At 53.3% G+C, this 18,731-nt stretch carries 14 protein-coding genes; 8 read left to right on the top strand and 6 right to left on the bottom strand.

Annotation, left to right across the window (positions count from 1 at the left end; all coding sequences use genetic code 11):
* Positions 1 to 4 precede the first annotated feature (4 nt).
* Entirely contained in the window at positions 5 to 1,519 is a 1,515-nt protein-coding gene (locus FFI90_RS06120; protein ID WP_144776985.1) for a Na+/H+ antiporter NhaC family protein, read from the top strand.
* Positions 1,520 to 1,607: 88 nt separating this feature from the next.
* Here the strand turns inward: FFI90_RS06120 and FFI90_RS06125 are convergent, their stop codons facing one another.
* Both FFI90_RS06125 and FFI90_RS06130 read right to left on the bottom strand, forming a co-directional pair.
* Entirely contained in the window at positions 1,608 to 2,384 is a 777-nt protein-coding gene (locus tag FFI90_RS06125) for a glutamine amidotransferase-related protein (RefSeq protein ID WP_144776986.1), read from the bottom strand.
* A gap of 15 nt (positions 2,385 to 2,399) precedes the next feature.
* The gene (locus FFI90_RS06130) at positions 2,400 to 3,734 is read right to left on the bottom strand and encodes a glutamine synthetase family protein (protein ID WP_144776987.1); all 1,335 of its coding nucleotides are present in this window, start codon (positions 3,732 to 3,734) and stop codon (positions 2,400 to 2,402) included.
* 154 nt (positions 3,735 to 3,888) lie between these two features.
* Between FFI90_RS06130 and FFI90_RS06135 the strand changes: the two genes are divergently transcribed.
* Together FFI90_RS06135 and FFI90_RS06140 are read left to right on the top strand one after the other, a co-directional pair.
* Positions 3,889 to 5,289 carry an aspartate aminotransferase family protein gene (locus tag FFI90_RS06135; protein ID WP_144776988.1) on the top strand — a complete coding sequence of 467 codons (1,401 nt, stop codon included), beginning with the start codon at positions 3,889 to 3,891 and terminating at the stop codon, positions 5,287 to 5,289.
* Between the two features lie 89 nt (positions 5,290 to 5,378).
* Positions 5,379 to 6,188 (top strand): response regulator transcription factor, encoded by an 810-nt coding sequence (locus tag FFI90_RS06140; RefSeq protein ID WP_144776989.1) that lies wholly within the window; start codon positions 5,379 to 5,381, stop codon positions 6,186 to 6,188.
* A gap of 24 nt (positions 6,189 to 6,212) precedes the next feature.
* Here FFI90_RS06140 and FFI90_RS06145 read toward each other — a convergent pair whose 3' ends face one another.
* Both FFI90_RS06145 and FFI90_RS06150 read right to left on the bottom strand, forming a co-directional pair.
* Positions 6,213 to 7,700, bottom strand: a complete 1,488-nt coding sequence (locus FFI90_RS06145) for an aldehyde dehydrogenase (protein ID WP_144776990.1) — start codon at positions 7,698 to 7,700, stop codon at positions 6,213 to 6,215.
* A 131-nt stretch (positions 7,701 to 7,831) separates the two neighbouring features.
* The gene (locus FFI90_RS06150; RefSeq protein ID WP_144776991.1) at positions 7,832 to 8,890 is read right to left on the bottom strand and encodes an NAD(P)H-dependent flavin oxidoreductase; all 1,059 of its coding nucleotides are present in this window, start codon (positions 8,888 to 8,890) and stop codon (positions 7,832 to 7,834) included.
* Between the two features lie 248 nt (positions 8,891 to 9,138).
* Here FFI90_RS06150 and FFI90_RS06155 point away from each other — a divergent pair, with 248 nt between their 5' ends.
* The 3 genes from FFI90_RS06155 (at position 9,139) to FFI90_RS06170 (ending at position 11,851) form a co-directional block, all read left to right on the top strand.
* Positions 9,139 to 10,104 (top strand): ABC transporter substrate-binding protein, encoded by a 966-nt coding sequence (locus tag FFI90_RS06155; protein WP_144776992.1) that lies wholly within the window; start codon positions 9,139 to 9,141, stop codon positions 10,102 to 10,104.
* Between the two features lie 380 nt (positions 10,105 to 10,484).
* Entirely contained in the window at positions 10,485 to 11,453 is a 969-nt protein-coding gene (locus FFI90_RS06165) for a beta-ketoacyl-ACP synthase III (RefSeq protein ID WP_144776993.1), read from the top strand.
* Between the two features lie 125 nt (positions 11,454 to 11,578).
* On the top strand, positions 11,579 to 11,851 hold the full coding sequence (locus FFI90_RS06170) for a YebG family protein (protein ID WP_144776994.1): 273 nt from the start codon (positions 11,579 to 11,581) through the stop codon (positions 11,849 to 11,851).
* Here FFI90_RS06170 and FFI90_RS06175 read toward each other — a convergent pair.
* Together FFI90_RS06175 and FFI90_RS06180 are read right to left on the bottom strand one after the other, a co-directional pair.
* Positions 11,848 to 14,364 carry a YbcC family protein gene (locus FFI90_RS06175; protein ID WP_144776995.1) on the bottom strand — a complete coding sequence of 839 codons (2,517 nt, stop codon included), beginning with the start codon at positions 14,362 to 14,364 and terminating at the stop codon, positions 11,848 to 11,850. The two genes, FFI90_RS06170 and FFI90_RS06175, sit on opposite strands and share 4 nt — an antisense overlap.
* Positions 14,361 to 15,980 (bottom strand): NADH-quinone oxidoreductase subunit L, encoded by a 1,620-nt coding sequence (locus FFI90_RS06180; RefSeq protein ID WP_144776996.1) that lies wholly within the window; start codon positions 15,978 to 15,980, stop codon positions 14,361 to 14,363. Before FFI90_RS06180 ends, FFI90_RS06175 begins: the two co-directional genes overlap by 4 nt.
* A 157-nt stretch (positions 15,981 to 16,137) precedes the next feature.
* Between FFI90_RS06180 and FFI90_RS06185 the strand changes: the two genes are divergently transcribed.
* Together FFI90_RS06185 and FFI90_RS06190 are read left to right on the top strand one after the other, a co-directional pair.
* Positions 16,138 to 17,031: a LysR family transcriptional regulator gene (locus FFI90_RS06185; protein WP_144776997.1), complete on the top strand. Its 894-nt coding sequence runs from the start codon at positions 16,138 to 16,140 to the stop codon at positions 17,029 to 17,031.
* 111 nt (positions 17,032 to 17,142) lie between these two features.
* Positions 17,143 to 18,624 carry a flavin-containing monooxygenase gene (locus FFI90_RS06190; protein ID WP_144776998.1) on the top strand — a complete coding sequence of 494 codons (1,482 nt, stop codon included), beginning with the start codon at positions 17,143 to 17,145 and terminating at the stop codon, positions 18,622 to 18,624.
* Positions 18,625 to 18,731: the final 107 nt, after the last annotated feature.

The raw sequence follows: 18,731 nt of genomic DNA on the forward strand, positions 1-18,731 counted from the left end.
CAAAATGTCTCAGAACACCATAGAAACAGCAGGTGCGTTTTCGCCTTTGGAACAAGAAACCATTGAGAGCCCGAGGCGTGGGCCAATCTACTCATTATTCTTCTACGGCTCGATCATGGCGGGTTTCGCTTACCTGTCCACGCAGTATGCTGATGGAGAATCCTACGGCTTCGTCAGCCTTCTCCCTTCTTTATTGATCATATTCGCAGCGATTAAAACCAAAAAACCGCTGGAGTCTCTTTTCGCGGGTGTTATTGCCGGGCTTCTATTGCTTGAACCTACCGCACTCATCACCAGCCTTGGCGACATTTCCATGGGCGTTGTGCAGAACGAGACCATCGCCTGGATCGTTCTGGTTTGCGGAATGATGGGCGGGCTGATCAACATACTGGAACGCGGCGGCAGTGTCCTGAGCTTTGGTGAGCTTCTTGCCAAGCGCATCAAAACCAGGCACGGGACAATGCTTACAACCTCGTTCCTCGGCCTGGCTGTTTTTATAGATGACTACCTGAACTCACTGGCGGTTTCCGCCTCTATGAAGAACCTTACTGATCGCTTCAGGATTTCCCGCGAAAAGCTGGCATTTCTCGTGGATTCCACGGCCGCACCTGTCTGTATTCTTGTGCCACTGTCTACCTGGGCCGTTTATTTCGGTGCCTTGCTTGAAGAAAACGGTGCGGTGCCTGATGGCCAGGGCATGTCCCTCTACATTGAGTCCATTCCTTATATGGCGTATGGCTGGGCTGCTCTGATCGTTGTCATGCTGGTTGCAACCGGCATTCTGAAGGATTTTGGGCCCATGAAGGCTGCAGAGCAGCGCGCCAAAAATGGTCAGCCAATTCCAGAGGGTGTCGAAGCAATCGGTTTTGATACATCGCACATCCAACGTCCGCCTATGATGGTGGGATTGATGAACTTTATCCTGCCGATGGCGGTGCTGATTGCAGCCAGCGTCTACTACGACATTGATCTGCTGCTTGGGGCTCTGGTTGCTTCCGGCTTCACCATGGCGCTGTATTTTATCCAGCGCCTGATGACCTTCGGTCAACTCGCCGATGCCATGCTGGATGGTTTCAAAGTGATGCTCCATCCAATTGCGGTGGTTGCCGCTGGCTTCATGATTAAAGAGATCAATGATCAGCTCGGCATGACCTCCTACATTATCGAGTCTGTGGCACCGTACCTGTCAAAAGAGCTTTTACCGGCATTCGTTTTTGTCACCATGGCTGCGGTTGTTTTTGCTACGGGTTCAAGCTGGGGTGTGTTCGTCGTATCCATCCCGATTGTGATTCCGATGGCGCAATCCATGGATATGTCCATGCCGTTGACAGTGGGCGCGCTGCTTTCTGCATCGGCGTTTGGAAGTCACGCCTGTTTCTTCAGTGACTCGACTGTATTGTCGTCTACAGGATCTGGCTGCACACCTATGCAACATGCACTGACCCAGTTTCCCTATGCCATGATCGGCGCGGGCCTGGCGTTCGTTTCCTTTATTATCATGGGATACGCTGTAACCTGATCTGCTTTGTGGAAACAAAAAGGGGCAGACCCTGGGTTCTGCCCCTTTTTGTTTCTGCTCTCAGTACAAGCAGTCTCTAGTCTTACGCTCAGCTTTTCGAGGTCTCGTGCACATCAGCACCGGCAACATCTTGCTGAATCGACTTACCACGCAGCAGGAAGCCCGCCATCCAGTGTGCAATGGCGATTGAATCCGTAGCGGCCGCAGGCACCGCCAGGCCTTCCAATGCCTGATCCGCCTTACCTTCCGGAACAGACTTACCCCGCAGGTATTCAACAAGACGGGTTTCAAAGGTGACATCAAATTCCGGGTGCGCCTGAAAGGTCAGGATACGGTCATCGTACTGCAGTGCTGCGAACGGACAGAACGACGAATAGGCCAACACCTTCGCTGAATCAGGCTTTACCAAAACCTGATCCTGATGCATTGCACTGAGGGTGAAACTGCTCATGCCCGCATCAAGTCCTTCTGCATCCGGGACCATTTCGTAACGGTGCAGCCCCACTCCCCAACCGCCAGGGTATTTGTTGACGTCACCACCAAAAGCCTCCGCAATGATCTGATGACCAAAACAGATGCCCACCGTGGGGAGATTGGCATCGTAGATCTCGAGAATCAGCGATTTCAGGCGCCGCATCCAGGGGAGGTCCTCGTACACGTTGGCTTTTGACCCCGTCACGATCCAGGCATCGCAGTCCTTGGCCGAGGCTGGAAAAACACCGTCGCGAACGTCGAAAGTGACATAGTCAAAAGTAAAACCTGCTTGTCTGAACAAGCTTTTGCACATATCGGCATAAGAGCCGAATTCAGGAAGCAGGTCGTCCGGTGTAATGCCGGCAGCCAGAATACCAATTTTTAAACTCATCCGGATTCTCCAGGCTTATAGCAGCCCCAAGTAAGCTTCATATTCTACGTCAGTAATGCGCTCGTTCAGCAGTCGCTGCTCCTGGCGTTTCACGGCCGTGTAGACTCGCTGGAAGTCTTCGCCGAGATACTCACGCAGTACCTCGCTATGTTCGAAAGCATCCGTCGCACCTTCCCATCTGTTCGGCAACGCCAGGGACTCATCACTCTCGCCGTAGGCATCACCTTCAACGGGCTCGATGGGCTCAAGTTTGTTTTCAATGCCATAAAGAGCACCCGCAAGCACCGATGCAAGAACCAGGTAAGGGTTAGCGTCTGCGCCAGCTACCCGGTGCTCAATCCTTCGAGCGACACCGGGGCTTTCGGGTATCCGCAGTGCAACCGTCCGGTTCTCATAGCCCCAGCTCGCAAACGTTGGAGCGTGAGCGCCGGGCATGAACCGACGGTAGGAATTCTGGTTCGGCGCGAGGGTCAGCATGGTGTCAGGCATCGTTTCCATCATACCGGCAACAGCTTGCTTCATCATGGTACTACCCTGCTCTGTGCCGTCATCAAACACGTTTTCACCCACTTCGTTCAGCAGACTGAAATGAACGTGAAATCCGTTACCACTCTGGTCGGCATAGGGCTTGGCCATAAACGTTGCGGCATAACCATGCCCTCGGGAAACCCCACGGACCAGGCGTTTGAACAGGATTGCCTGATCGGCAGCCGACAAGGGATCGTCCACGTGATTCAGATTTATCTCGAACTGGCCGGGGCCCATCTCCGCAATAATGGTATCTGCCTCTACACCCTGAATTTCGCAGGCCTGGCGGATATCTGCAAAGAAAGCGGAAAACCCGTCCATTTCCTCTACGCCATAACCCTCGGTGTTGGCCAGACGCCGACCTCCATCGGCTAAAAGCGGCGGAATCGGTCGCTGTGTCGTCTCCGATTCACCATCCATCAGGTAAAACTCCAGCTCGGTAGCCATTACCGGGCGAAGCCCCTTCGCCTTGAAGCGATCAACCACACGCTTGAGCACCTGCCGCGGATCCGCTTCAAACGCAGCGCCGTCCGGGTTATGCATCATCGCCAGTACCTGCTCTCGGGGACTTTCCGCCCAGGGCACAGGAACCGCTTTATCGCTCACCGGCAGGCAAATACCATCGCTATCCCCGGTTTCAAAAACCAATCCATTATCAAGAACGTCAGCGCCCCAGAAATCAAAACCGACAACGGATCTGGGAAGCTTTACGCCTTCCTTCATGACCTTTTTCATTGCAGGGGCGGGGATCCGCTTGCCACGTAAATTACCGTTCAGGTCGGTAATAAAGAAGTCGAACTCAGTCTTTTTATTAGCTGTCATAAACATCTCGTGAGATTGCTGGCGTGTCTATCGATGCTGATACGCTATCGGATCGGAAACGCTCTGTAACTATACCCCGGGGGGTATATCCATCATCAGTCGAACTTCCTTATGGTTCAAACGTGCTACAGACGCACACCCAAGGGAGGCCAGAATGCCAAATACAATAATCGCTCATCCAGAAGCGACCGCTGACACTATTCGCGCTGCTGACGCAGCACACCATTTACACCCGTTCACTAACAGCCATAACCTGAACATCAGGGGTGCCCGGGTTATAGAGCGGGCCAAGGGAGTTTATCTCTGGGACAGCGACGGCGAACGCCTGATCGACGGCATGGCTGGGCTCTGGTGTGTAAACCTCGGTTATGGACGCCAGGAACTTATCGACGCAGCCCATAACCAGTTGCAAACGCTTCCTTACTACAACACCTTTTTTCAGACCACCCATGAACCGGCAACGCGGCTGGCCCAAGCAATCGCTGAAGTCACGCCTGGGGATCTGAACCACATTTTTTTTGCCAGCTCTGGTTCGGAAGCGATTGATACCATCATTCGCATGGTTCGCCATTACTGGGCGCTGGAAGGAAAGCCATATCGCAAGATTCTGATTGGTCGTGAGAATGCCTACCATGGCAGTACCATAGCAGGCGCCAGTCTTGGTGGTATGGCTGGCATGCACAAACAGGGTGGTCCCCTCTTGTCCGATATCCATCGCATCCGACAGCCATACTGGTACGGAGAAGGCGGTTCGATGAGTGAGGAAGCGTTCGGGATTGCCTGTGCCAAAGCACTGGAAGATAAAATTCTCGAGGTGGGCCCGGACAACGTCGCAGCCTTTGTAGGTGAACCCGTGCAGGGCGCCGGCGGGGTTATCGTACCGCCAGAAAATTACTGGCCCGAAATCCAGCGCATCTGTCGTAAATACGACGTTTTAATCGCGTCAGACGAAGTCATCTGCGGCTTTGGCCGAACAGGACACTGGTTTGGCTGCGAGTCTTTCGGTTTTCAGCCAGATATCGTGTCAATGGCCAAGGGGCTTTCGTCAGGCTACCTGCCAATTTCGGCCGTTGCAGTTGGCGATCGGATTGCGAATACCCTCATCAAGGAGGGTGGCGACTTCAATCATGGCTTCACCTATTCCGGACACCCGGTTGCAGCAGCTGTAGCATTGGAAAATATCCGTCTACTTCGCGAAGAGAATGTCGTGAGCTACGTAGCCAATACCATCGGGCCCTACTTTCAGGCCCAACTGCGTGACCGTCTTGGAAGCCACCCTTTGTGCGGCCACATTGAAGGCGTTGGCTTGCTCGCAGGGATTGCACTGGTCAAGGACCGGGATTCAAAAACCTTCTTTGGACCGGATACGGATGTTGGTACTGTGTGCCGGGATCACTGTTTCCGTAATGGCCTGATAATGCGCGCCTGCGGCAATCGGATGGTGCTTTCCCCGCCGCTGGTGATTACCCCTGCGCAAGTGGACGAAATAATAGATAAAGCCCGAAAATGTCTTGATCTGACCTACGCCGATGTAAAAAACGGAAAGCTCTTTTGAGCCATGCCTGGCTACGTTCGCAGCAAGACAGCCTGGCTCACGCCAGGCTTTTTGCATAAGCTCTACAAAAACAGGGGCATGAGTAGCCAATGAAAGAGCGCATCAGTCAGATTAATGCCGGCGACAGCTGGCAAAAGAAAATTGCGGTTCTGATCGAACATCAACGCTTACGAAGCTTTCCTGTTTTACTTCAAGAGTTCCTCGCAACGTTATGTTTTTACGATACTTTCATAATGGTTACTTACAAAAAATCATTGCGCCCAATCCTGATTTACCCCACAAGCCCTGAAGAACAAAGCAGCACCCTGCGGAAATACCTCAACCATGCTTTTGTCCTGGATCCGCTATCCCATTCGATCAAATCGGGGATCGCGCCAGGCGTTGTAAGGCTGGCAGATGTCATGCCGGACTCTTTCAAGGAGTCGGAATATTTCAACACCTGCTATAAAGATTTCGGGCTGGTGGATGAAATCAACCTGATCATCCATCTTGATGAGAAAGTAACCTGCACTCTGACACTTGGGCGCAAGGCTAGCCTGGATAGCATTTCACGTAACGAACTCAAGGCTCTTAACGATTTCTATCCGATTCTGAGTGCGCTTGTGCGGCAGTTCTGGCTGGCACAGTCGGGAGAATTTTTGCAATACGGGCGTTCTGACGGCCCGATGAAACGTGCCCTTAAAACCTTTGCCAGCGGTGTGTTAACCCAACGGGAAAGGGAAATAACCGATCTGATACTGCGGGGCCATTCGTCGCAAGCCATTGCCGACCTGCTAAAAATCAGTGCAGGAACCGTGAAGGTCCATCGTAAAAACATCCATAACCGGCTGAATACCTCGACCCAGGCCGAGATATTCACCCAGTTTATCGCGCACCTTAACAGCCTGGACGATCACTGACCGCCCACCGATCAAATCTCCCGATCAGAGGCTGATCCACACCGTTTTGAGGTCGGTATACTTCTCGATGGAGTACAGCGATTTATCGCGACCGTTGCCGGAAGCCTTCACGCCACCGAACGGCATGGTTGAATCACCGCCACCCCAGCCATTTACCCAGACCATACCACTTCGAATCTGTTTGCTAACGCGATGCGCTCGCGACAAATTATCTGTCCATACAGACGCGCCAAGCCCGTAACGGTTGTCATTGGCAAGCCGCACTGCTTCGTCCTCATCGTCAAACTCGCACACTGCCAAAACCGGCCCGAAGATTTCCTCTTGCACGAAGCGCATGTCATTACGTGCACCGTCAAAAATGGTGGGCTCAATGTAGTAGCCCTGGCCTTCCACGTATTCCGGAATTCTGCCGGTTACAAGGTTTGCACCATCATCCATGGCAGATTTGATGTAGCGCGAAACGGTGTCCAGTTGCGCCTTGTCGACCAGCGGGCCCATCCTTGTTTCCGGATCCAAAGGATCGCCGCCCTTGTAACTTGCAGTGGCGGCGAGCAAGGCCTTCAAAAATCGGTCCTTGATAGAATTGTGGAGGTAGAGACGGGAGCAGGCAATGCAGACCTCGCCCTGGTTGGAGAAAATCGCAGCGGCGGCTGTTCCCGCGGCGCGCTCAATATTCTCGCAGTCTTCGAAGACCACCATCGGTGACTTCCCGCCCGCTTCCAGCCAGACCCTTTTCAGGTTCGACTGACCAGCATACTCCATCAACATACCCCCAACCCGGCTGGAGCCAGTAAACGCGAGTACGTTCACATCATGATGCAGAGCAAGAGCTTTGCCTGCGGTGTGGCCATATCCTGGAAGAACATTCAGCACACCATCAGGAACACCTGCCTCCGTCGCCAGCTCGGCAAGACGCAAAACGCTGAGAGGGCTCTTCTCCGAGGGTTTGAGCACAACGGAGTTGCCCGCCGCCAGTGCCGGCGCCAGCTTCCAGGTGGCCATCATTAGCGGGTAGTTCCAAGGCGTTATTGCCGCGACAACGCCCACTGGCTCATGGCTTATCAAGCCAAGGGTATCGCCAACCGTCGGTGCAATTTCGCCGTAGACCTTGTCGATGGACTCCGCTGTCCAGCGAAAACAGTCAATGGAATCCGGCAGGTCAACGCTCAGCATTTCCGATATTGATTTACCCATGTCGAGTGTGTCGATCAGCGCCAGTTCATCACGGTGTTGCTGCATCAAATCTGCCAGTCGCAATAGCACTTTTTTGCGCTCACCCGGTGCCTTGCCTGACCAACTGCCTGAAACAAAAGCTGCTTTAGCCGCAGCTACCGCCAGATCGACGTCTGCCTGATCACAGCTGGCAACCTCAGCCAGCACTCTTTCGGTTGCAGGGTTAATCGTTTTAAAGGTTTCTCCGGAGACCGCTGACTGGAAGCGCCCCCCGATGTAAGCCTGATTTCTGAGTGTTATGTTTTCACTGAGTGTTTGCCACTCGGCCTTTGTCTTCATGGGACGCTCACTTGGCAGATGGGTCGATGCATTGAGGCTAAACATCTGTTAGCTGCATAACCATATACCCCGGGAGGTATGCCGCAGAGTTTCGGAGCGACTTTGAACAGCCTCCTTAAGCGCTCTCCACCTTAAACACTCTCTTCCAGAATTACCGCAATCACATCTGCCGCCGGTAACTCCCGCGCCAAGGGTGCTCCTTGCCCTGCCCATTGCGCAGCAAACTCGTGGTTTCCATGCTTGGAGGCCGCCGCATTGAGACGCTTGGTTGCATCGTAGGCTATCGGGTAATCTGCCGGCGGCGGGCTCTGGTTCGTTTCACCGAGCGAAATGAGGCGATTGACGATCCCCCGCGCCGGCCGGCCGGAAAGCACTTTGGTTAATCGTGTTTCCGATGCTCTCTCACTTTTCAGTGCCGCTCGGTATGCTTCATTTGCAGCGGACTCCGGACACAGAACAAATGCGGTGCCGATCTGAACTGCAGCCGCACCGGATGCCAGCGCGGCTTTCATCGCGAAACCATCCATTATTCCACCGGCTGCGATGATTGGCAGGGTTGTCTGGCGGGCTAACAGCCGCACGAGCGTCAGAGTGCTCAGGCCTTCATCTGTCGCTTCAGGGTCGAAAATACCTCTGTGGCCGCCCGCTTCAATTCCCTGAGCTACGATGGCATCAATACCAGCGGCTTCAATCTCTTTTGCTTCGCGTGGGCTCGTCGCCGTCGCCATGATGTAGACCCCCGCTCCCTTTAACGCTGCAATGCGATCAGCCGATGGAATACCAAAGTGAAAACTGACAACCGCAGGTTTCAGTTCAAGCAGCACTTGGAGCGTTTCGTCGTCTTCAACAAACGATGTGTAAATTTCACTGAGCGAGTCCGGCGGTTCTATTCCCGCTTCAGCGAATAAAGGCGCCAGATGCTTCACCCAGCCAGCCTCCATCTCTGCATCACGTCGCGCAGGCTGATGACAGAACACATTCACATTGAAGGGCCCGGAAGTCAGCGCCTGGGTTTGTTCAATCATTTCCCGGGCTTGCGCGGCTGTGCTCGCACCAATCCCAAGGGAACCCAGGGCCCCGGAGTTGGTAACGGCCGCAGCCAGTTGAGGCGTCGATACGCCTGCCATCGGTGCCTGGACAATCGGATGGGCAATGCCCAGTTGCTTTAATAGTTTTTCCCGCGAATTCATGAAGCGCTCCTTACTGGCCAGGGACCGACCGGATGCTGCCCGAAAACTTGCACTGTCCGGAAAACAGGTCACTTATGAAGCATTGTCCGGAAAATCAAACATCAGTGTCCTGTGTCCCGGACAGCCTAATTTGTAACCAAAGAAAAAAATCATAACTAACAGGTACATAAAGGGCTGGTGTAATTCTTGCTACCCGCCTTTTGGGGTCATTAACCCTTTCCATAATCAAACAACAATAAGGACAGTACATGCGTCTGCTCATTCTAGCCTTACTACTCGTAAGTCCGTTGTGTTTTAGCAAGACCGTGGTCGTTATCGAAAGCTATCACAAAGAATATAAATGGGATGCTGACTATCTCGTTGCCATCGAATCTGTACTGGGTGCCGAACATGATATCCACGTTCTGGCTCTGGACACCAAGCGTTTGCCGAAATCAGAGTGGGCCCAAAAGGTTGAAAGCATCCAAAAATCGGTGGCTGAGATCAAACCGGATGTAGCCATTCTGGGTGATGACAATGCGTTTTCGCTGATGGCGCAGCATCTGGTAGACCAGAATATTCCAGTTGTCTTTTTCGGAGTAAATGGCACGCCCGTGCAACACCCCGCCCTCAAACACCCGTTGGTTACCGGGGTTTTGGAACGCCCGTTTTTCGAACAAAGCATCCGTCATTTACGCAAAGTTCTCCGCCAGAGGGAGCACTTTTTAATTCTGATGGATGACTCGATTACCATGCGCAATGCGGTCAACGATTACTTTGGGGACAAGCGTCAGGCTGAGCTTTACGGTTCTCAGGTCGATATTGTAATGACCAACGACAAAGACACCTGGTTAAGCACCGCAGAAAATGCGTACACCAAATACGATGCGGTGATTATAGGCACCCATCATACGATCCGGGACACAGAAAATAATTACATACAGCCAAAAGAGCTTATAAATCAGGCCTACATCAGCTCACCAATCCCCATCTTTTCATTCTGGGACATCTCTATCGGGGCGCAGGAAGCTTTGGGCGGCTTTACAATTTCCGCGCACCAAGAGGGTGTTACCGGTGCTCGTCTGGCCTCGTTGATTCTCAATGGAATAAAGCCGGATCGTATACCGCAGGTCAAATCTCTTAGTGGGCATTACGTATACAGCAAAAGTGGGATGGAGCACTGGAATATCAAGCTGTCACCATTAATCGCCAGCCAGGCAAATTTTATAGAGTAGTGTCTTCAACAAGACACAGCCCAGCCAGGCGATGGCCGGGCTGTGTTAACTCAACTCTTGCCCTCTTCCGGCACATACCCTCGGTCCGCCAGCTTCAGTGCAATGCGCGCACTTTGCACGATCACCAAAATAGGAACTTAGCCCTCAAAATCACCAGCAGTTAGCAAAATGCTACTGCGTTTTCAGTGGCAACCTATCCGCTGTTTCATGATCTGAGCATCAGCGTCTTTGACAAACCGCTAATAACAGACAAAGGTTCAGGGGTATAGCATGTTCGAAAGCCAAGGAGCGTTTGAAGCGTGTTCGGTACCTCTGACCATAAAGAGGTTACTGTGAATGCGCCTGGCTCCCTAATCGGATACACCGTGGGATTTTCGCGAATGACCTTTGCACGCATTGCCGGCACTGGCTCTTACCTGCCAGAGAATATTGTTACCAACAAAGACCTCGAAAAGATGGTTGATACCACGGACAAATGGATCCGTGAACGCACGGGTATTGAGCAACGGCATGTCGCCGTTGAGGGGCAAACAACCGTAGACCTTGCCGAACAGGCCGCCCTGAATGCCATAGAAGCGGCTGGAATCGATGCCAGTGATATCGATCTGATCATTTTTGCCACCTCTACTCCGGATAAAATTTTCCCGAGCTCTGCCTGCATTCTGCAAGCCCGGTTGGGCATCCGTGGCTGCCCGGCTTTCGATATTCAGGCCGTATGCAGTGGTTTTGTCTACGCTCTATCGGTTGCCGACAAGTTCATAAAAACCGGGAGCAGTAAAAAGGCTCTGGTTATCGGTGCAGAAGTTTTTTCTCGCATCATAGACTGGTCAGACCGCGGCACCTGCGTGCTGTTCGGGGATGGCGCGGGCGCTGTGATTCTTGAAGCGCATGAAGAGACTGGCATTCTTTCCACGCACATCCACGCGGACGGTCGGTATGAAAAACTCCTCCATGTTCCCTGCGGTATCGCCGATGGCTACGATCAGGTAAAAGCCGGGCTGGCTTTCGTGGAAATGAAAGGCAATGAAGTCTTCAAGGTTGCTGTAAATACCCTTGGCAAGATTGTGGATGAGACCCTTACTGCCAACCAGATGAAAAAGTCTGATATCAACTGGCTGGTCCCCCACCAGGCTAACCTCCGGATTATTTCCGCCACCGCAAAAAAACTGAACATGTCCATGGACCAGGTGGTCGTTACCGTCAACAAACACGGAAACACCTCGGCCGCTTCCATTCCCCTTGCCCTGGATGTTGCAGTCAGAGACGGACGCATCCAGCGTAATGAGGTTATTTTGCTTGAAGCGTTTGGCGGCGGCTTTACCTGGGGTTCTGCCCTGTTGCGCTACTGATCGGAGTTTGTGCAGCTTTCCCGGCGAGCTAACTGCTTTTGCCGTTCCTGGGTATATTTCTCTGTGACAGTCGGATATACTGTATTTTTATACAGTAAAACAGACATTCACTGCGAGGAATGACCATGGCGGTACAAGCAGTCTATTTTTCCGATAGGGACGGCCTGGATATGGCATTAAAACATCCTGAGACCATGCTTTTCACATCAAAAGCTGACGCCGATGCCCGGGATAAAATACTGGAACTGGCGGAGGAAATTCAGGTGTTCCTGGCGCGGAAAGTTGAAGGTCTGGGCGATGACATGGCGGAAAAGTGCGCCATGGCCATCGCCGAAGAAAAGGATCTCTTTCAGAAAGCTCTGAAAAAGCCGGACGTTCTGAACGCTGCTCAGGATTAACCTGAGCAGCAGTGCCACATCCCCTTATCAAACCGCTCCTGCCCACCCCCGGGCAGTATTCTGTGCAGCCACAGCCATTGGTTATTAACCAGTCGTGCAACATCGGGCTGGCGCTCAACAATTGCCTGAATGCGCTCCCTTGGCGCATCGATCAGTACCGTGAGGCGAAGCGGCTCATGGCGCCAGTAGAGGCCATCGTGCACAGACTGCAATGGCAAGCCAATACGCAGATCTGTGCCATTCCCTTCTATAACACCAAGGTTTCCACCAACCACTGAATGCAGCAGCTTGTTCCCGGCGCCATAAACTTCCGGTGCCGTCACCGACGCAAAATATTGCAGGTTGATCCAGTTTGCCACCATCATGGGCGCAGACATCAATGCTTCCAGAACCTGGCCCTTGGTGTCCAACTCAGGGTCGTAATCGTGCAGGAATGTTCTGCCGGAAAGGTTCTTTCCCCGTGTCAGATCCCGCTTTGCAAAAATAATAGCCGCATTGTTTGCAAGGCCCCATTCAGGCCGAACCTCAGACCAATCCACGGCCCTCTGATGCATGGCTGCCAGCAGTTCTTTTTCGTCAAGCCCATTGAGCTTCAGCGGTGTCGCCCGCTCTTTTCTTGCCTCTCGTCCGGCATTCAGAAAAGAGCCCTGTAGCTCCGAAAGCAACGCCTTATGAGAATCGGGAACTGGCTCCTGATCAAACAGCGTTACTTCATCTGTTACCGTGCAGTGCTCGGCAGCTACCGCCAAAGTTTCATCCGGTATGTGAATACCTTCTTCGGCAAGGCCCTCACGCACCTGCGGGTCGTTAAAGAGTGCCGCTGCCAGCCGTGCGTTCACGCCACCACTCTGACCACCACAAGCACCGCAAGCCAACCCTGCATGGTTAGGGTTGTTATCGGTTTGCGTGCCGTGGCCGACGAACACAAGCAAGGGGGCAAAATCGCCTGTCAGCGACATTCCCTGCAGAAAGCCTGCGACCAGCTTGACCTTTTCGTGTCTTGCCAGAGGGTCGCCCCCTAGACGGTGTACCAGAGTGCCTGTCAAAGCGCTTTTCATCGAGCCCGGCTTTTCGGACTTTCGCGCTGTTTTCTGATGCAGGCTGCCTTTGAACAGCTTCCAGGCCCAGGCGAGACCAGTGGTCTCAACCAGGGTAAATGTCGAAAGGCTACTGTACTTGGCATTACGCACGGACTCGCGAGTTATCTCCCGTTGGTCTAACTCGCGATTCAATGCGTTATCGCCGTTCAAACTGCCTTCAGTGTCGATAAGACGGTAGGCCGGAGCCAACAGCCCGGGTAGTCTTTGCACCTCGGAAAAGGGGCCGTGGCTCTGGTGTGAGATTGGCAAACCGAAGAAGCCGGCAAAGCCCAACGTTTGCATACGAGGGTTATCGTTTTCCAGGTGGCGTCTCATCACCTCAGAGCGCACATCGATACAGAAAACCGCCTGAACATCCGGCCCAGCCTCTGCCATTTCGGCGTCTGTCGCATTCCCAGAGCTCTCACCCATTATGTGCATGAGCTTGCGCTGGTAACCAATTTCGTAGGCACGTTGCCAGATCCACAGAAACTTCTCTTCCGGGTCGTTCGCAGCATCCAGACCAGTTGAGCTCTCGCGGCCGCTTACATGCATGCTCTGACGAATCTCTTCCCAAGCCTCTTCCCTCGCAGCAATCTGCTCATCAGAGGCACACTCAAGAGCAACAGCTTCCCACACCAGCAAAGCAGAAAGCAGAGATTCCTTCGCTTCGGAGTCTTCTCCTGCAAGACCTGCCCGCCAGTCGACGCCACTACTCCACGAGGCCCAGCCAACGACTCGCATCAACAGGTTATGGCAAAGCACTTCCAATTCCTCAGCGTCAAGGCCAATCATTACTACGGCTCTTTCTAGCGCCTGCAGGCGCGCACCCGGAAAAGCTTTGAGTCGCTCGCGGGCACCAGCGATACCTGTTCTGTAATCCAGTGAAAGATCTTGCTGCGCGGCTTCAAGCCAGAACTCAAAGAACCCGCCTTGGCGTGCCCGGTTCACGGCGGGCGACCACCGGCTCTGGCGAGCATCGAAAAAAGCACCACAGAGTCGCCCTATTTCATCACATACCGTATCGGCAGACTTAACGCCTTCCGCATTTGCCGGGAACACATCAAGAATCGACAAACAGAGAGAACCCCCAGCCTGCTCACCGCGCTTTAGCAGGTCAAACATTGGCTGAAGGCCACCTGTACTCCCGCTTTCATTCAGGCTCGCTTGCAAATCCGAATCAGAGATCCTGCCGCCCTCCCAAGCCTCCCGGTAGAAATCCGCCGGCATGAGGAACGAGAAGCCTGCCCTTTCCTCAAGCAGTTGCTCGGCACGTTTTACCGATTGGTCGCGGAGCCCCCAGAAAGGGTTTACGGCAATCCATTGATCCAGTGGCCAGATTGGTGCAATCAACCCGCAGGCCCGCTTTATGGCATTCTGCATCCCATGCTCTTCGAAACCAGTTGCAGATACAGCTGCACTCGAATCCATCATGATCTCTTCTCCATGGTGAACGGGTGATGGGGAATTCTCTTGAGGATGCCCGGCGCGTTCAGTGATTCAGACGCGAAGCGGCGGGTAATCCGGTCAAACATCAACTCAAGGTAAAGCCCCTTGCTGAAGTGACGCCACAGGATGCTGGTAAACCGGTTATGGCCTCCGTGCATAATCAACCCCGAAACTGTGACCAGCGCAATCAGGAGTGCAAACGCGATGGCATAAGCGATCAGCGGAGTTTCGAAGTTTGTGTGCTCAGGCACAGCGGGGCTGACCAGCGCATGCAGCACGCCATAGGCAGGAACCAGAACCAGGGCAAGCAAGGCAATACGGACCTGTGATACCAGGGTCGCGCCCGCTGGCACAGCCATAACCGCGCTTGATACCGCGAGCACCAGCAAGGCGCCGAACACTATGTTCCCTTCCACCAGGCCGGGAACCTGAAGCAGGATCAGCGCTGCTAAACCGCTAGTCAGAAGTGCCCATAGTAGCCCTGCCGGAGAGCGCTGCTGGGCAAAGATACCAACCGCAGAGGCTTTGACCGTCCTGCCGGAGGCAAGAAACGAATGCGCTTTGTAGAGTGAGTGTGCCAAAAGGTGCAAGAGCGCAAGCGTGTAGGCGCCCATTCCGATTTCGAAGAGCATGAAGCCCATTTGCGCGCAGGTAGACCACGCAAGTGCGTGCTTCACGGAATACTGGGTCATCATGGTCAGTACCGCGATGACCGCAGTAAGCCCACCAATAGTCAGCAAGATAAGGTGGCCGGCCGTGAAGCCGTCAAAGACCGGGAAGAGACGCAGCCAGAGAAACCCGCCGAGGTTAATAACACCCGCATGCAACAGGGCAGACACCGGCGTCGGCGCCTCCATAACCCGCAACAGCCAGCCGTGAAACGGAATCTGGGCGCACTTGAGAATGGCCGCAAGGGCCAACGCTACAGAGGCCAGGGTCAGTGTGAACGACGAAGACGGCGCAGTACCTTGTGCCTGGATCATATCCGGCAAGTAGAAGGTGTCGTGATGGAGGTACAGCATTACCACACCGGCCACCACAAGTGAGTCCCCTGCACGGCTTATAATGAACTTCTGTATGGCGGCCATACGCGCCTGAGGCCGTTCCGGGTAAAGGGTAAGAAGCTGATGCAGTGAAATGCTCACACCGACCCAGGCGCCGGCGAGCACCAGAAGATTATTGGTCATTACCAGAACCAGAACACAGGCTATGGTCAGAAGAAACCATGGCAGGAAGCGCTCACGACCGGGATCGCCCCTCAGATAACGCTCCGAAAAACGCAGAATCACCCAGCCTATAAAACCGACCATAAGTGCCATCCAGGCAGCCACTCCCGTGGGGAAAAGTCCAAGCCAGCGACCAGGCACTGCCAACAAACTGCTCGGCGAGCCGCTTTGAAGATCGACAAAAAGCATTGCTGCAATAAAAAGCGTCGCACCCATAGAGAAAACAAGCAGTTTCTCAGCAAGGCGCCAGCAATGGTTCAACTTCAGAGGGTTGCGGGTCCAGGCGCTGAATCCGGCAAGTGCCAGCAAAGCAGCGGGTGCCGCCAGCCAGGCCACCAAAAACAGTGCAGGTAAAAACAAAGCAAGATCGTTCATGGGCGTTTTTCTCCTGATATATCTTCACTTACTTCCGTGAGTGCTACCTTCCCGAGCACTTTCTTGCCGAGTACTTTGCCGTCATTAGATTGATATAAAAAATGGTTTATACTGAACTTAATGTTCACTTTTAAAGAACGATGAACGAACCCCAAACATGAAACTCAACTATCACCATCTTTACTACTTCTGGATGGTTGCCCGCACCGGGCACCTGACGCGGACAGCGAACGCGCTTCACATTTCACAATCGGCGCTGTCCGGACAGATACGCAAACTGGAAGACAGCCTTGGGCACGATTTGTTTATCCGTGAGGGCCGTCGCCTCAAGTTATCCGAGGCCGGTAGAATGGCATTTTCCTACGCTGAAGAAATATTCCGTCAGGGTGAAGAGCTCTCGGCAGTATTTGCGTCCGGTGCACAGGTAAACCGGGAGGTGTTGCGTATCGGGGCTGTAGCAACGTTGTCCAGAAACTTTCAGGAAGCCTTCCTGCACCCTTTGCTCGGGCGCGAAAATCTTGAGTTCAGCCTGCAAAGCAGTGATATTGACGAGCTGCTCAGACGCCTGTCCGCCCACCGGCTTGATCTCATTCTTTCCAATCAGCCGGTGCGCGGTGATGAGTCCAACCCTTGGCGCTCAAAACTGATATCCAGGCAACCCGTGAGCATTATCGGTCCGCCAGAATCCGGCGAAAATGTAACCTTTCCGGACTTTCTCGAAGGTCGCAGCCTGATCGTTCCTGGCGCTGACAATAATATCCGGCAAGCCTTTGATCAGCTCTGCGAATACCACAAAGTCCGACCAAGGCTGGTCGCAGAGGTGGATGATATGGCCATGATGCGACTGCTGGCCCGTGATTCCGGGCACTTCGCTGTTTTACCTCCGGTGGTAGTACGGGATGAGCTGAGGAACGGAGATCTTTTTGATTACGTAGCTTTGCCGGGCGTCTACGAGGAGTTCTATGCAATCAGCATTCGGCGCCAGTTTGAAAGCCCAGCCCTGCGGGAGTTGCTCTCACAGCCAGTAGAGGATTTCATGATGCGGCCCTGAACTGATCAGTCTGACCACCCACTCTGTCCTAAACTGCCATGACCCGGATTGCGCAGAATCCGTATAATGAACAAGTCGTCATTATTATAATAATAGGTTGGACCATCAGGTATGACACAGCAAAACAGCAACACGCAGCCCTCAATCGTCATAATCGGGACAGGATTTGGTGGCTTGGGCATAGCGATTCAACTAAAAAAGGCCGGCTTTGAGCAGGTCACATTGCTGGAAAAATTCAGCCGCGTTGGTGGTACCTGGCGCGACAACACCTACCCCGGCGCGGCCTGCGATGTACAATCGCACTTTTACTCTTATTCTTTCGAGCCGAAACACGATTGGTCTCGCAAATTCGGGCTTCAGCACGAACTTCTTGGCTACATGGAACACTGTGTTGAAAAATACGGCCTTCGAGAACAGATACGTTTCAACTCTGAAGTGTCGGAGGCCGTATTTGACGACGCCAGCAACCTTTGGACACTGAGACTTACCAGCGGTGAAACGCTGGAGGTAGAAGTGGTCATCACAGCAACAGGCCAACTGAACCAGCCTGCATGGCCCGAACTCGAGGGCATGGGCGAATTTGAGGGTGCCTGCTTTCACTCGGCCCGTTGGGATCATAATTACGATCTCAAGGACAAGCGCGTTGCGGTGATCGGCACCGGAGCGAGCGCTATTCAGTTTGTACCGGAAATTGCTGGCAAGGTTAAATCCCTCGCCCTGTTTCAGCGTTCGGCTGCGTGGGTTCTGCCAAAACCGGACCGCCCCTTCAAGCGCTGGGAACAAACCCTGTTCAAAACCATTCCCGCCTGGGACAGAGTTTACCGCTATCTTATTTACTGGAAAAACGAAAGTCGGGCCCTGGCCTTTACCCGCTTCCATGGCCTGCTGGGTATCTTTGCAGGACAAGCAAAAAAGGAAGCCCGGACACACGTCACGGACCCGGAAAAGTTAAAACACATCATTCCGGACTATCAAATTGGCTGTAAGCGAATTCTGATTTCCAATGACTGGTATCCCGCCATTAATCGTCCCAACCTGAATCTTGTTACCGACCCGATCGAAAAAATTGACCGCGCCGGGGTTCAGACTCAATCGGGCACGCATTACGCAGTTGATGCCATTATCTTTGGTACCGGCTTTCGGGCTTCAGAATTCCTGTCGCCGATTCGCGTAATCGGACGCGGCGGAATAACGCTGAATGAAGCCTGGCAAGATGGCGCTGTTGCCTTTAAAGGGATTACCGTATCAGGCTTTCCGAATCTGTTTATGCTTTACGGGCCGAATACCAACCTCGCACACAACTCGATTCTGTACATGCTCGAATCGCAATTTAACTACGTGCTCGGTTGTCTGAAGGTCCTTAAAAAGTATCCTGGCGCTGCTATGGACGTGCGTAAAGACCGCATGAAACGTTATTCGAATGTTATTCAGCAAAACCTTGAAGGCAGCGTGTGGAGCTCCGGATGCAACTCCTGGTACCTCGATGCCAACGGCAAAAACACCCTGAACTGGCCGGGCTTTACGTTCTCCTACCGTTTCTCCACGCGCCGCGTGGACACAACAGACTATCAACTGCTTGATCCAGCCGGGTAATGCCCGGCTTCAGGCGCACTCCCTGGCTTTTGCATTACCTTTCTCTGAACTCTGTGCTCGAGCCAAAAGCAAAGTTTGCATCGGCCATAAATACATAGGATGATTGG

The sequence above is a fragment of the Marinobacter maritimus genome, assembly GCF_007671675.1.
GTDB lineage: Bacteria > Pseudomonadota > Gammaproteobacteria > Pseudomonadales > Oleiphilaceae > Marinobacter > Marinobacter maritimus.

Coding starts and splice junctions, on each gene's coding strand:
- FFI90_RS06120 (WP_144776985.1), top strand. CDS start 5: ATGTCTCAGAACACCATAGAAACAGCAGGTGCGTTTTCGCCTTTGGAA.
- FFI90_RS06125 (WP_144776986.1), bottom strand. CDS start 2,384: ATGAGTTTAAAAATTGGTATTCTGGCTGCCGGCATTACACCGGACGAC.
- FFI90_RS06130 (WP_144776987.1), bottom strand. CDS start 3,734: ATGACAGCTAATAAAAAGACTGAGTTCGACTTCTTTATTACCGACCTG.
- FFI90_RS06135 (WP_144776988.1), top strand. CDS start 3,889: ATGCCAAATACAATAATCGCTCATCCAGAAGCGACCGCTGACACTATT.
- FFI90_RS06140 (WP_144776989.1), top strand. CDS start 5,379: ATGAAAGAGCGCATCAGTCAGATTAATGCCGGCGACAGCTGGCAAAAG.
- FFI90_RS06145 (WP_144776990.1), bottom strand. CDS start 7,700: ATGAAGACAAAGGCCGAGTGGCAAACACTCAGTGAAAACATAACACTC.
- FFI90_RS06150 (WP_144776991.1), bottom strand. CDS start 8,890: ATGAATTCGCGGGAAAAACTATTAAAGCAACTGGGCATTGCCCATCCG.
- FFI90_RS06155 (WP_144776992.1), top strand. CDS start 9,139: ATGCGTCTGCTCATTCTAGCCTTACTACTCGTAAGTCCGTTGTGTTTT.
- FFI90_RS06165 (WP_144776993.1), top strand. CDS start 10,485: ATGACCTTTGCACGCATTGCCGGCACTGGCTCTTACCTGCCAGAGAAT.
- FFI90_RS06170 (WP_144776994.1), top strand. CDS start 11,579: ATGGCGGTACAAGCAGTCTATTTTTCCGATAGGGACGGCCTGGATATG.
- FFI90_RS06175 (WP_144776995.1), bottom strand. CDS start 14,364: ATGATGGATTCGAGTGCAGCTGTATCTGCAACTGGTTTCGAAGAGCAT.
- FFI90_RS06180 (WP_144776996.1), bottom strand. CDS start 15,980: ATGAACGATCTTGCTTTGTTTTTACCTGCACTGTTTTTGGTGGCCTGG.
- FFI90_RS06185 (WP_144776997.1), top strand. CDS start 16,138: ATGAAACTCAACTATCACCATCTTTACTACTTCTGGATGGTTGCCCGC.
- FFI90_RS06190 (WP_144776998.1), top strand. CDS start 17,143: ATGACACAGCAAAACAGCAACACGCAGCCCTCAATCGTCATAATCGGG.